Below are 12,227 nucleotides of genomic sequence, written 5' to 3' on the forward strand. Positions count from 1 at the left end.
ATTCCACGAATTGTGGGTGAACCGCCCGGGATTGGCAAGCAGGGGTGGACAACACGCCACAGCACAAGTGCGGCGACCAGCGCTGATTTCACCGGCCGGATTGCAACCGCGATCGTCGTCGTCGTCGTCCTGGTGCGGCTGGCTATTCTTTTTCCGGCGATCGCGGTTGACGCGCCCGGTGCCTCGCTGCGCCATGTGATGGCGGATACCAAGGGTCGAAGCTGGCTGATCCTGAAAAGCTTTTTTATTGTGCTGCTGCCGGTATTGGCCGGGCTCCTGGCGGTCGGCCTGATCGGCGACCTCGACGATCTGCCCAGTTGGTGGAGCGCAGCCAGAATAGCGTTCGACAGCCCGCTCGAGCTGCTGGCGACGGTGTTGGCCGCCGCGACCGCATCGCGGCTGTACGGCTGGATCGGCCATCAGATGAAGGGCGTGCCGGTCTGATCCGGTCAGGCATCATTGGCCGGACACGCGCTGCGGCCAGCGCAACGAAGCGGGCGGTCTTTGGGAATATCCGCGATGGGGTTGGTACAGTTGGGTGGGCTCGAACCACCGACCTCCTGTTCCACAGACAGGCGCTCTAACCAGACTGAGCTACAACTGCATCCTGCGCGAGCCCCACAAAAAGGGGGTGGCGAATGGGCGGGAAACTAGGTGCAACGCCACGCTTTGGCAAGGCCACCAGCCACCCGATTATCAGTCGCTTCGGGGGCGGACAAAGTTCATTTGCTACTACGGGGCCTCGATGGCGAAGGACCGGCCCAGGGGCAACAAAAAAAGCCCGGGCTGACCTGCCCGGGCTTTTTTCGAACCTTAATGCGGGCTCAGGCGGCCGGCTGCTGGTACTTCGCGGCCGACGCCTTGATCGGTTCGACGGTTTCGGTCGCAACCTTCTGGCCGAGTTCGGCGAGTTCCTTGGCCTGGGCCGAATACGTCTCGAACTGCTTCTTCGCGTGCGAGGTCCACAGCTCCATGGCGGCTGCCGGCGTCTTCACGCTAAGCAGGTCCTGAGCGAAGTCGAGTGAGGACGTGGTGTTGGCCTTGAAGAACTCGAACAGCTTGGCCGAGTAGGCGCTGGCGCCCTTGTTGGCCGAGGTGAACACGGCTTCCATCGTGCCGTTATGGCTCTCGGCCACATCCTTGAACTTGGCGTAGTTGTCGCGCGCCTGCGAAACGCCCTTTTCGGCGAACGCCCGCACCTGCTCGGGGACTTCGAACGGAATGATGGAGGCGGAGAACGGATCGGTCGAACTGGTCATTCGCATGCTTCCTTCGCAACGGGGTGAATCGTGGTGACCCCTTGCGACCGCCACCGGTGAACGCCGGTAGCGCCGTACTGGATCACACGGTCTTTGCTTGTCTGAGCACGATCTTCTCGGAATACCGGTACATATTTCCGGATCGAACTCCGGTCTTGGGGAGTGCCCATCGTCGGGCTTGCCCAATAAACACCCTTATCATGTCAATTTTGTGCAACGCAAAGCAAAACAATGTGCACTGCGACATACATTGCCCGTACTGGGTGTATTTCAGTCATCTATAGACCCTAAAGTAGAAGAGGTGAGGCTCTTGAAGCAAATGCCCCTCAGGCCTCTCCTCAGCTCTTGGGCTTCGCCGCGTCCATCGCGGCGCGGCTGACGATCTGACCCATCTCGCTGGCTTGCTCCGCCAGCGCACGCATCTGGCCCTGCACATACTCGCTGTGCAGCCGCATCACCTCGGTCAGATCCTTGGCCTTCAGCAGCGCTTGCGCGTAGTCGAGCGAGGTCTGCACGTTCTTTTCAGCGAAGGCGACCGCCTTGCTGCCGATTTCCTTGGCGTTGGTGCGCGCGGCGTCGCCGCGATCCTCGAACGAGCCCGCGGCCTGGTGCGCGGAGGACAGGAATTTCTCGAAGGTCTGGCGGGCCTGCTCGAAGCTCGCTTCTGCCATCGATCGCATTTCCTTTGGAATCTCGAAACGGCCATCGTCGCTCATGGTCCCACTCCTGTGGCGTTGGGGGCTGCTTGGCAGGCGTCCAGGATGCCGGGTCCGCGGTTCCGCATCGTGCACCTTGGGCTGTGGCCTCGGGTTCACATCGTGAACCTCCGGTGGTCTTTTGTAACAAGCTCAACGCCGCAGAGGCCGATTCGGTTCAGCCGGATTAAGGTTATCGCGGCTTAGAATACCGCTTGGGTCCGCCGGCCGTGGACCTGCCGCGCCACGCTTGCGATACTGGCGATCCACTTGCGATCCTGCAGGGCAGTCAGCGTTCGGCCGCCGATTCGCAAAAACCATCTTCGAGCAGAAGGCTCATATCCACGGTCATGTCGCGCTGATGAATAATGCCGAACTCCAGATGCTAGCACTCGGCGATCCGCGGCTGGCGGCGCACGCGACGAGCGCCCTGGCCGCGTGGCTGTGGTCGAGCGACGGCACGCGGGTTCTGTGGGCCAATCCGGTCGGCGCGCGCTTGTTCGGCACGGCCAACAGCACGGCGCTGGCGGGGAAAATATTCGGACCGGCCGATCCGCATCGGCGGCAGATCGCGCGGCTCGCCGGCCGCCTGCTTGCGGGCGGCGCGGTCCGGCTGGAGCGGCTGCAAGGTTTTGGCGCGACGCCCGGCATGCTCGCGACCTGCGGCTGTTCGCGTCTCGATCTGCCCGATGGCAGCCACGGTATTTTGGTTGCCGCCGGCAACATCTCTGGCCGCGCCATGCCGCTGACGGAACGGCTGCAGCGGCTGGTCGAGGGTCTCGCGATGCCAGTCGCGGCGTTTACCCGTGACGGCATCCTGATCGGCACCAGCGATGCGGCGCGTCCCCTGCTCGGCGTTCACAATCTGGTCGAGGCCGGCCTCGACGATGCGCGCCAGGACGCGCTGAAGCAGGGCGCCGTCGCAACCGCGATCGACATCGGCCGCATGGTGCTGCAACGGGTTGGCGCTGGCGCCGACATCGGCCTTGTCGCGCTGATCGTGCCGGACGCCGTGCACGCCGCAGCACCGGAGCCCGTCGCGGCCGCGCAGCCACAAGAAGAGCAGCCGCAAGAAGAATTGCCTCAACCACTCGAACCGCCGGTGGCGGGAATTGTCGCGAACGATCCCGCACCCGAACCGCAGCAGCCCGCTCCGGGCGAAGCGCCGGCCGCCTTGGCGCTGTTCGACGCCCTCGCAGAGGCGCCGGAAGAACCCGAAACCGAGCCGGTCGCCGCGGCGGCGCCGTCCAGCAGCGAACCATCCGCCGCGTTGCCGCCTGAACCATGGCCTGACGTCGCAGCGGTCGCCGACGAAGCCACGCCCGCATTCGCCGACGCCGCGCCTGAATCATCAGCCGAAAACCTGATAGCGCCGATCGCCGCCGAACCCGTCAAGGCGCCGTCGTGGTTCGAAGAGCGGTCGCCGCATGCGCGGCGGCTTCCGTTGCGCTTCATGTGGCAGATGGATCAGGAAGGCCGCTTCACGCTCGGCGCCGATGAATTCACCCGGCTGATCGGCCCGCACACCACCGCCGGCTTCGGCCGGTTGTGGAGCGAGATCGCGGAAGCCTTCGGGCTCGATCCCGAAGGCCGTGTGACGAAGGCGTTTGCCACGCGCCAGACCTGGAGCGGCATCACGCTGAACTGGCCGGTTGACGGCGGCGCGCGGCTGCCGGTCGAATTGTCGGGCCTGCCGATCTTCGATCGCGCACGGCATTTTGCCGGCTTTCGCGGCTTCGGCGTTTGCCGCGATCTCGACGGCCTGGCACGACTGGCCGCCTTGCGCCGCTACGAATTCTTCGGTGGAGCACCCGCGCCGATCGCGCCGGAACCGCGCTCGGCTGATATCGTCCAGGCGGGCCCAGCGTCGGATTCGGTCGGCCAAGACTTGACTGCGCAGGAGTTGCCCGCGCAGGGCCCGTCCGTGGAGGACGCGCCTCAAGAAGCGTTGCCGCAAGAAAATTTCAGCGAAAGCTTCAGCGAGCACGTGACCGCGCAGCCGACCGCGGCAGATGACCGGCCCGCGGAATTTGTCATCGAGACCAGCGTCGCGTCGCCTCCCGTTACGGAATTGCCCGAGCCAATTGCTTCCGAGACTTCACACCCAACCGATCTGGATGCCGCCGTGGATACCCCAAAGGATACTCTGGCAGAAACGCAGGCGGAAACGCCGAAGAACGTTCTGCCGTTCCGCCCCCCCGGCGACGCCAAGCCGCCATCGCTGACGCCGGTCGAAAACAGCGCCTTCAACGAACTCGCGCGGCAATTGTCGGCGCGGCTCGAGAACGAGAACGGCAATGAGACGACACAGGCCGTCACCGGCCTCGATGAAACCGTGGTCGAGAACGCCGCATCGACGGACGCGTATGCGGCAGTTTCACAGGAAGCCGCGAGCGATGCCCCGGTGCAGCCGGAATGGCTGGCCCCTTCCGAGCCGCCGGCGCGCGGCGAAAGCAGGCGCGACAAGGCGCTGCTCGACTTGCTGCCGGTCGGCATTCTGATCTACCGGCTCGATCGGCTGCTCTACGCCAATCCCGCTTTCCTCACGCAGATGGGCTATCCGAGCCTGCATGCGCTGGAAGATGCCGGCGGCCTCGACGCGCTCTATGTCGAGCCCGGCGTCTCCAGCGCGCCCTCGACGTCGGACACCGGCACGCCGGTGATGATCTCCGCGAGCCAGCCGCAACATGCGCAAGAAGACCCGGAAGGGCCCGCATCGACGCCACCGGCGGCGACCGACGCGCGCCTCTACACGATTTCATGGGACGGCGATTCCGCGCTCGCTTTGATCTTCTCGGGCGCGCGCAACGAAGGCGCCGCCGTCGCCGCTGCGATCGCGGAAGCTGTCCCGGTTGCCGAACCGCCAGTTGCCGAACCACTGGTCCCCGAACCGTTGCCGGCGGGCCACGCCGATGCCGAAGAACTCGGCGCCATCCTCGACACCACGGCCGAAGGCATCGTGATGTTCGACGCCGAGGGCAACATCAGCTCCGTCAATCGCAGCGCCGAAGCGCTGTTCGGCTATGACGGCGAGGATCTGGCGCGACGCAATCTGGCGGATCTGTTTGCGCCGGAAAGCCAGCACGAGGTGTTCGACTATCTCGCCAGCATCAAATCCGAAGGCGTCGCCAGCCTGCTCGAGCACGGCCGCGAGACGCTCGGGCGCGAGAGCAAGGGCGGCTTCATTCCGCTGTCGATGACCATGGGACGGACAAAGGCCGACGGTCCGAACTTCTTCGCGGTGTTCCGCGACCTGTCGCAAGCCAAGCAGAGCGAGAACGAGCTGCGCGAAGCGCGCCGGCTGGCCGAGCGCGCCGCCAGCGCCAAGGCCGACGTGCTGGCCCGCATCAGCCATGAGGTGCGCACGCCGCTCAACGCCATCATCGGTTTCTCCGAGGTGATGATCGGCGAACGCTTCGGCGCGCTCGGCAATGAGCGCTATGGCGAATACATGAAGGACATCCGCGCTTCCGGCGAACGGGTGATCTCGATCATCAACGATCTGCTCGATCTGTCGAGGATCGAGACCGGCAAGCTCGATCTGTCGTTCACCAACCAGAATCTCAACGAACTGGTCGAGAGTTGCGTCGCCGTGTTGCAGCCGCAGGCCAACCGCGAACGCATCATCATCCGCACCTCGCTGGCACACACGCTGCCGCCGGTGGTCGCCGATGCGCGCGCGCTGCGCCAGATCACGCTCAACCTGATCGGCAATTCGATTCATCTCGCCAATGCCGGCGGCCAGGTCATCGTCTCCACGGCGTTGTCCGATTTCGGCGAGGTGATGCTGCGGGTCCGCGATACCGGCCACGGCCTCAACGACAATGAAGTCGCCGCCGCCCTGGAGCCGTTCCGCACCCCGGCGCCGTCCGATCAGGCCTCCGAGGGCACCGGCGTCAGCCTGTCGCTGACCAAGGCGCTGGTCGAAGCCAACCGCGCCCGATTCCAGATCAAGACCGGCGCGCGCTCGGGGACGCTGATCGAGGTGGTGTTCTCGCACGCGGCCGCGAAGGTGTGATCGTAATCGTCAGATCTTTGCCAGCATGGCCGTCTTCAGTTTTGCGATGCGTACTTCGTCGCGCTTGTAGAACGTCCATTGCTTGACGCGCTTGGCGCTCACCAACCCCGCCTTCGACAATACTTTCAGATGTTCGCTCACCGTGGGCTGGCTGACCCCAAGCTTCTCGGCAATCAGCACGCCGCAGACCCCGTCCTTGACCAGGTCGCCGTCGACCTGGGCGCGGAAATGCGCCTTCGGGCGCTTCAGCCACTCCAAAATCAAAAGCCGACGGTCGCTCGCGAGCGCACGAAAAGCAGACTCGACGTCATCCTCGAAAGAAGTCATATTGCTAATTAGCTAAATGACTAATTCCTGTCAATGTCGACAAGCCGCGGAGATTCCCATGGGTGAACCTGATGATGCCGTAACGCCGCAAGCTATCGCAGCGTGCGAGAAGATCATCCGGCCCTATATCAGGCGTACGCCCGTGATCGAGACCGATGGCAGCGAGTTCGGGCTGTCCGCCGGCGCAATCGGCCTCAAGCTCGAATTGCTGCAACACTCGGGAGCATTCAAGGCCCGCGGCGCCTTCACCAATCTGTTGACCCGCGAGATACCCAAAGCCGGCGTCGTCGCGGCGTCGGGTGGCAATCATGGCGCTGCCGTCGCCTATGCGGCGATGCGGCTCGGCATACCGGCCAAGATTTTCGTGCCCATCGTGTCTTCTCCGGCCAAGATCGCGCGCATCCGCGAATACGGCGCCGATCTCACCATCGAGGGCGATGGCTATGCGGATGCGCTCGCCGGAAGCGAAGCATGGGCGCAGCAAACCGGCGCGCTGCCGGTTCACGCATTCGACCAGAACGAAACCATCATGGGTCAGGGAACGATCGGCCTGGAGCTCGACCAACAACTTCCCAACATCGACACGGTGCTCGTTGCGGTTGGCGGCGGCGGGCTGGTTGCGGGGATAGCGGCCTGGTACGCCGGCCGCATCAAGGTGATCGGCGTCGAGCCGTTTGCCTCGCCGACGCTGACCAGGGCTTTGGAGGCCGGACATCCCGTCGATGCGGAGGCCGGCGGGCTGGCGGCCGATTCGCTGGCGCCGCGCCGCGTCGGCGAGCGTGTATTCCCGATCGTGCAGAAATACGCGCCCCGCACCGTGCTGGTGACCGACGAGGCGATCGCCGAATCGCAGAAGACGCTGTGGCGCGCCTTGCGCATCGTGGCGGAGCCGGGCGGCGCCGCCGCCTTTTCGGCGATCCTGTCCGGCGCCTATCGGCCGGCCAACGGCGAACGCGTGGCCGTCGTCCTCAGCGGCGGCAACACGACGGCAGTCAATTTCTGCTAGGAAATCGTACATCGACGAGTGACGAACGCTCAGGATAGTTGGCAGACCTCGACCAAGATCGCCGTGAGGTCCGCCAAGGGGCTAATTGCGGCCTATCAAAACTCGTCGAACCAAACAGCCAGAAAAGAGCTAGGCTAGCAGATTGGCGTCAATACCTATCATGGAGCCGGCTCGGTGCTGAGGGATACTGCAGGGGCTCGTCTTCTCGCATTCAGCAATGGAAGCTGTGTTTCGAGTTCGCGAAACATCATTGTCATAAATTTCTGGTTTTGCGGCAGGACATCGTTCGCGAATCTGTCGATTGCATCCGCAACCTGAGGCTTGTTCACCTTCCGGTCGACCCAGCCCTTCAAGGTGGTACAGAGTACGTCATAGGACTGCTTCCAGACCGCAAAGAAGTGGTCAATGATGGCGGCGTCTTCAGCCTTCATGAACTTCTTCATACTTGTCTGGTCAGCAAGGCCATATTCGCTCGCCTCGATCACCATCCGTTGAAGGTAAGAGTCCAGCGACCGGACCTCCAGGTCAAACGCGTTTTCCACCGCATCCACTGAAAATTGGTCGCGCAATTTCTGCCGCTCCTCGCCGAACTTGAACCAGAAGCGCGCGGCAAAAATCAACCCGATCAGCGGAAACGACGTCTCATCTCGTCCGGGAAATAGTCGCTCGAGCGTCGGAATGAGCGAAACGTAGTACCGCCTGGTGCCGTTCCGAAACACCTTGAAGCGTCCGATGATAGGGCGATAAGGCTTCAAATCCTCACCGATAAAGCTCAGCGGTGGCGGTTGCGCAACGCCCGCCTTCAGTTGCGCCATGATGGAAGCTTCGACATACCGTATCCAGGGCACGACGTTACCGGCGCGCTTTGTCAGTATCTCGGCCAGGTCCTTCCATTCCAGAGCGTAGATCTCTTGATCCTTCAGTCGCTGTGGGACTGCGCTTGGAACGCCGAGCAAGTTGAAGGAGGCTATCGTCCCCAACACGCGCGAAGTCGGCGGAATACCGGTCATGGTTTCCCAATCTGTCACGGCAGGAAGGGTAATTGAAATGCGCTCGTGAAGCGGCCGTTCTTCGACGACCTCATCGCCCTTGTTCGCGTAGAACGCCTGTATGATTTCGCGCGCCTTGATCTCGCTCCGATCCTCCAACTGCCCCCCGCGGCGCTGGGCGTATAGTTCATTACAAAGAGCAAACACCGCTTTCATTCGCGGCGCGAAAGCGTCGGACATCCACCTCTCAGTACTCTTAAGCAGCTTCTCTCCTGCGTCATAGCGGATCTGCACGCCCTGGAGACCTGCCAGGATCGTCGGCGGATCCTTGGTGTCGTAAATACAGAACATCCTTCGCTTCATTCCGGGCGACTCAGACGCGGTAAAGAGACCCACTTCGAAGCCGCAGTAATCGAAAACGTGTTTTTGGTCTCCAGTATAGATTGCTATGAAGATGTCAGCTTCTTTGACCGCACGTGCGATCTCGGCTTTCCAGTCCCCTCCCAGTTCGATCGTTTCAGCATCGAGAAACACATGGAATGCGGCATTGTCCATGTTCGAGATTACTTGCGAAAGCGCCTGCGCGATGGGGAAATCATCGTGTGAATAGCTGATAAAGACGTTGATCTTGTCCGACTTCTCGCGTCGCGGCCTTGACGACACTTTCTTGGCTGTTTTCTTTTTCTTGGCTGTTTTCTTTTTCTTGGCTGTTTTCTCTTTTGCGGGCTTACTCATTGTCCGCCTCCACACCGCAGCGCTCAGGCTGCCGCAAATTTGTTCATTTACCAGAATGCAATGATCAGAAATGAGGGATCATCTACACGCCAAAATCGCGTGTCAAACAGAATCTATTTATAGTATAGTGAACCAAATCACGTTTGTTCCAGCGCTAACCGAGGTGGTTGGGGCTTTGTTGCCGCTATTGGCAATGCACTGCATCAAGAATGAACGGATCGGCAGCTAACCAATTGGAGGCTGCCGCCAGTGGTGATTCCGCCCGCCGTGGCGGAGCCGGGAGGTGCGGCCACGTTCTCGGCGATCCTGTCCGGCGCCTATCGGCCGGCCGCCGGCGAACGCGTGGCCGTCGTCCTCAGCGGCGGCAACACGACGGCGGTCAATTTCGACACGCGCTGAAGGGACGAACTGCGGGCATCTGACGCTCCCCGATATAAGCAGCACGGCACATTTTTTGCTCGAATCCTGCTGCCTGAATGCATCCGGACCCGGATCGCCTCTTTCTCAGGCTATTTGGGTGAGCCGATTATGCGCTGCCTCGTCGTCGCCGATTTGCATTATTCCTTGCCGCAGTTCGACTGGCTGCTGAGCGCCGCACCGCAATTCGATCTCGTGATCTTCGCCGGCGACGCGCTCGACATCGGCTCGATCGTCGATTTCCGCGCCCAGATCGTCGTCGTGAAGAAGTATCTGTCACTGCTGGCCGGTATCACCCGCGTGATCCTGTGCTCGGGCAATCACGACCTCGACGAACGCAGTAGCGAGGGCGAAAAAATCTCGCGCTGGATCGGCGAGCTCCGCGAACTCGGCATCGCCTGCGACGGCGACAGCCTGACCATCGGCGACACGCTCTTCACGGTCTGTCCGTGGTGGGACGGTCCCTTGGTCAAGCAGCGCCTCGAAACGCAGTTGCAGGAGGCCTCGGTGGAGCGGCTGGCGCACTGGATCTGGGTGCATCACGCGCCGCCGGGGAATTCGCCAACCAGCTGGGGCGGCAAGCGGTATTTCGGCGATGTCGATCTCGTGCAGTGGATCGCGCGCCACCAGCCCTCGATGGTGATCTCGGGCCATGTCCACCAATCGCCCTTCATTTCCGAGGGCTCATGGTTCGACCGGCTCGGCGATACCTGGGTATTCAATACCGGATTGCAGCCTGGCCGGCCGCCCACCTACATCGTGCTCGATCTCGACGAGGCGACCGCGTTCTGGCTTTCGGCGGACCACGCGCAATCGATCGACCTCAAGGCGCCGTTGCAGCGGCCGGCGGCAACGATTCAAACCGCGCCGCCCTGGCTCATATCCTTGGATCAGATTGCCGATCCGAGCCTGGTGAAACCTGTGTCGGCGGAAGGTTGATCATGCTCTGCAGGAGGTCTCCGACCATCGCGAGGTGGTTGCCGTGGCCGGCATATTGCCGCTTGAGATCGGCGAGGTAGGTGTTGGCGACGTTGAGCCGCTGCGCCAGCATCCTCGCGATCATCAGCGACACCGCCGGCTGCTGCCGCAGGAAGGACGCGGCATCGTCGATCTCGTAGATCGCCGAATCCTGCGCCGCACGCACGGTGGCGGTATGCGGCGTGTCGAGCAGCACCGACATTTCGCCGAGCACCGCGCCTGGCTCGACAATGGTGGCAACGATGGTGTCGCCCTTGATGACCTCGAGCCGTCCCTCGATCAGCACATATAGATGCCCGGTGCGGGCGCCCTCATGAAGAACTTCGGTGCCGGCGGCGACGCTCCGCCTCGTACCGCCAATGCAATATTCGAGAATGTCGCGCATCGGCTTACCTCCGCTAAGGCCGAGATTAGGCACGGAGCGTGCCAAGGTCGAACAGATATTTTGGAATGCTTCTAAACTAAAATCTGGAATCGCTCTAAAAGAATGCAGTCGCGACATCGCGGCGCTTCGTGCGCGCTATCCGCTGGGCTAGTGAAACCGGCATCATCCTCGTGCCTGCCGGAGCAGCCCTCATGATTAAATTTCGCGTCTTCGCCGCATCAGCGGCGTTGCTTGGTCTGGCTTCGTCGGCCATCACCACGGCTTCCGCCGATAACGGCGAAGTCAACGTCTATACCTATCGCGAAACCAAGCTGGTCCAGCCGCTGTTCGATGCCTTTACCAAGGACACCGGCATCAAGGTCAACGTCGTCTCGGCCAGTTCGGGGCTCGAGCAGCGCATGAAGGCTGAGGGCGCCAACAGCCCGGCCGACGTGCTGCTGACGGTCGATATCGGCCGCATGGACGAGGCCGTGAAGGCCGACGTGACCCAGCCGATCAAGTCGGAGGCGCTCGACAAGGTCGTGCCGGCGCAATACCGCGACCCCGACGGACACTGGGCCGGCATCTCGATGCGCGCGCGCGTGATTTACGCCTCGAAGGATCGCGTCAAGCAGGACGCCATCACCTATGAAGAGCTCGCCGATCCCAAGTGGAAGGGCAAGATCTGCATCCGCTCCGGCCAGCACATCTACAACAACGGACTGTTCGCGGCCTACACCGCGAAGTACGGTGAGGCCAAAGCCGAGGAATGGCTGCGCGGCGTCAAGGCCAATCTGGCGCAGAAGCCGTCGGGCGGAGATCGCGAGGCCGCGCGCGACGTCGCCGCCGGCAAGTGCGACATCGGCATCGGCAACACCTATTACTGGGCGCTGATGATGAACAACGATCCGGAAAAGAAGCCGTGGGCGGAAGCCACCAAGGTGATCCTGCCGACGTTCGCGGGCGGCGGCACCCACGTCAATCTGTCCGGCGTGCTGCTGGCCAAGCACGCGCCGAACAAGGCCAACGGCGTCAAGCTGATCGAATGGCTCGCCGGTGAAAAGGCGCAGCAGATGTATGCCGACCAGAACTACGAATATCCGGTGCGCGCCGGCGTCGCCATCAACCCGACGATTGCGGGTTATGGCAAGCTCAACGCCGATACCCTGCCGATCGCCAAGGTCGCCGCCAACCGCAAGGCGGCCGCGACGCTGGTAGACAAGGTCGGCTTTGATAATTGATGCTTTGACGACTGATTGTGCCGTGATGCCCGGACTTGCTCCGCCCTGTTCCCTCCCCCCTTGCGGGGGAGGGTTAGGGAGAGGGGCGGCGGCAACGGCGGTGGGTGTGGCTTACCCCTCTCCCCCGCCCTCCCCCGCAAGGGGGGAGGGAGTAGACCTCGGCAGGTCGAACTACCGGTACCTCTCGCCTGAGAAATT

Annotated in this window: 11 protein-coding genes and 1 tRNA gene; 6 read left to right on the top strand and 6 right to left on the bottom strand. The window is 62.5% G+C overall.

Annotated elements, in window-relative coordinates:
• The first annotated feature begins 12 nt into the window (after window positions 1-12).
• Entirely contained in the window at window positions 13-444 is a 432-nt protein-coding gene (locus JQ609_RS22775; protein WP_212275035.1) for a hypothetical protein, read from the top strand.
• An 82-nt stretch (window positions 445-526) separates the two neighbouring features.
• On the opposite strand, the gene JQ609_RS22780 is transcribed toward JQ609_RS22775, so the two are convergent.
• The 3 genes from JQ609_RS22780 to JQ609_RS22790 form a co-directional block, all read right to left on the bottom strand.
• Window positions 527-604 (bottom strand) — tRNA-His (locus JQ609_RS22780).
• Window positions 605-824: 220 nt separating this feature from the next.
• Window positions 825-1,259 carry a phasin gene (locus JQ609_RS22785; protein ID WP_212207679.1) on the bottom strand — a complete coding sequence of 145 codons (435 nt, stop codon included), beginning with the start codon at window positions 1,257-1,259 and terminating at the stop codon, window positions 825-827.
• 338 nt (window positions 1,260-1,597) lie between these two features.
• Window positions 1,598-1,975, bottom strand: coding sequence for a phasin family protein (locus tag JQ609_RS22790; RefSeq protein WP_212275036.1), 378 nt, complete (start codon window positions 1,973-1,975; stop codon window positions 1,598-1,600).
• 340 nt (window positions 1,976-2,315) lie between these two features.
• Here JQ609_RS22790 and JQ609_RS22795 point away from each other — a divergent pair, with 340 nt between their 5' ends.
• A complete protein-coding gene (locus JQ609_RS22795; protein WP_212275037.1) occupies window positions 2,316-5,972 on the top strand; it encodes a PAS domain-containing sensor histidine kinase in 3,657 nt (1,218 codons plus the stop codon).
• A 9-nt stretch (window positions 5,973-5,981) separates the two neighbouring features.
• Here the strand turns inward: JQ609_RS22795 and JQ609_RS22800 are convergent, their stop codons facing one another.
• Entirely contained in the window at window positions 5,982-6,299 is a 318-nt protein-coding gene (locus tag JQ609_RS22800) for a helix-turn-helix transcriptional regulator (protein WP_212207676.1), read from the bottom strand.
• A 58-nt stretch (window positions 6,300-6,357) separates the two neighbouring features.
• On the opposite strand from JQ609_RS22800, the gene JQ609_RS22805 reads away from it, so the two are divergent.
• A complete protein-coding gene (locus tag JQ609_RS22805; protein ID WP_212275038.1) occupies window positions 6,358-7,305 on the top strand; it encodes a threonine/serine dehydratase in 948 nt (315 codons plus the stop codon).
• A gap of 158 nt (window positions 7,306-7,463) precedes the next feature.
• On the opposite strand, the gene JQ609_RS22810 is transcribed toward JQ609_RS22805, so the two are convergent.
• Window positions 7,464-9,029 carry a toll/interleukin-1 receptor domain-containing protein gene (locus tag JQ609_RS22810; RefSeq protein WP_212275039.1) on the bottom strand — a complete coding sequence of 522 codons (1,566 nt, stop codon included), beginning with the start codon at window positions 9,027-9,029 and terminating at the stop codon, window positions 7,464-7,466.
• A gap of 249 nt (window positions 9,030-9,278) precedes the next feature.
• Between JQ609_RS22810 and JQ609_RS22815 the strand changes: the two genes are divergently transcribed.
• Together JQ609_RS22815 and JQ609_RS22820 are read left to right on the top strand one after the other, a co-directional pair.
• Window positions 9,279-9,428: a hypothetical protein gene (locus tag JQ609_RS22815; protein ID WP_409411193.1), complete on the top strand. Its 150-nt coding sequence runs from the start codon at window positions 9,279-9,281 to the stop codon at window positions 9,426-9,428.
• A 129-nt stretch (window positions 9,429-9,557) separates the two neighbouring features.
• Entirely contained in the window at window positions 9,558-10,385 is an 828-nt protein-coding gene (locus JQ609_RS22820; RefSeq protein ID WP_212275040.1) for a metallophosphoesterase, read from the top strand.
• On the opposite strand, the gene JQ609_RS22825 is transcribed toward JQ609_RS22820, so the two are convergent.
• Entirely contained in the window at window positions 10,324-10,809 is a 486-nt protein-coding gene (locus JQ609_RS22825; RefSeq protein ID WP_212207673.1) for a Crp/Fnr family transcriptional regulator, read from the bottom strand. The genes JQ609_RS22820 and JQ609_RS22825 overlap by 62 nt on opposite strands.
• A 191-nt stretch (window positions 10,810-11,000) precedes the next feature.
• On the opposite strand from JQ609_RS22825, the gene JQ609_RS22830 reads away from it, so the two are divergent.
• The gene (locus JQ609_RS22830) at window positions 11,001-12,029 is read left to right on the top strand and encodes a Fe(3+) ABC transporter substrate-binding protein (protein WP_212207672.1); all 1,029 of its coding nucleotides are present in this window, start codon (window positions 11,001-11,003) and stop codon (window positions 12,027-12,029) included.
• The last annotated feature ends 198 nt before the right edge of the window (window positions 12,030-12,227 follow it).

Source organism: Bradyrhizobium sp. AUGA SZCCT0169 (genome assembly GCF_018130085.1).
GTDB lineage: Bacteria > Pseudomonadota > Alphaproteobacteria > Rhizobiales > Xanthobacteraceae > Bradyrhizobium.

Bases quoted from the DNA above. Each gene is read 5' to 3' on its own strand.
- JQ609_RS22795 (WP_212275037.1), top strand. From the start codon at position 2,316: ATGAATAATGCCGAACTCCAGATGCTAGCACTCGGCGATCCGCGGCTG.
- JQ609_RS22820 (WP_212275040.1), top strand. From the start codon at position 9,558: ATGCGCTGCCTCGTCGTCGCCGATTTGCATTATTCCTTGCCGCAGTTC.
- JQ609_RS22790 (WP_212275036.1), bottom strand. From the start codon at position 1,975: ATGAGCGACGATGGCCGTTTCGAGATTCCAAAGGAAATGCGATCGATG.
- JQ609_RS22810 (WP_212275039.1), bottom strand. From the start codon at position 9,029: ATGAGTAAGCCCGCAAAAGAGAAAACAGCCAAGAAAAAGAAAACAGCC.
- JQ609_RS22830 (WP_212207672.1), top strand. From the start codon at position 11,001: ATGATTAAATTTCGCGTCTTCGCCGCATCAGCGGCGTTGCTTGGTCTG.
- JQ609_RS22825 (WP_212207673.1), bottom strand. From the start codon at position 10,809: ATGCGCGACATTCTCGAATATTGCATTGGCGGTACGAGGCGGAGCGTC.
- JQ609_RS22785 (WP_212207679.1), bottom strand. From the start codon at position 1,259: ATGACCAGTTCGACCGATCCGTTCTCCGCCTCCATCATTCCGTTCGAA.
- JQ609_RS22805 (WP_212275038.1), top strand. From the start codon at position 6,358: ATGGGTGAACCTGATGATGCCGTAACGCCGCAAGCTATCGCAGCGTGC.
- JQ609_RS22800 (WP_212207676.1), bottom strand. From the start codon at position 6,299: ATGACTTCTTTCGAGGATGACGTCGAGTCTGCTTTTCGTGCGCTCGCG.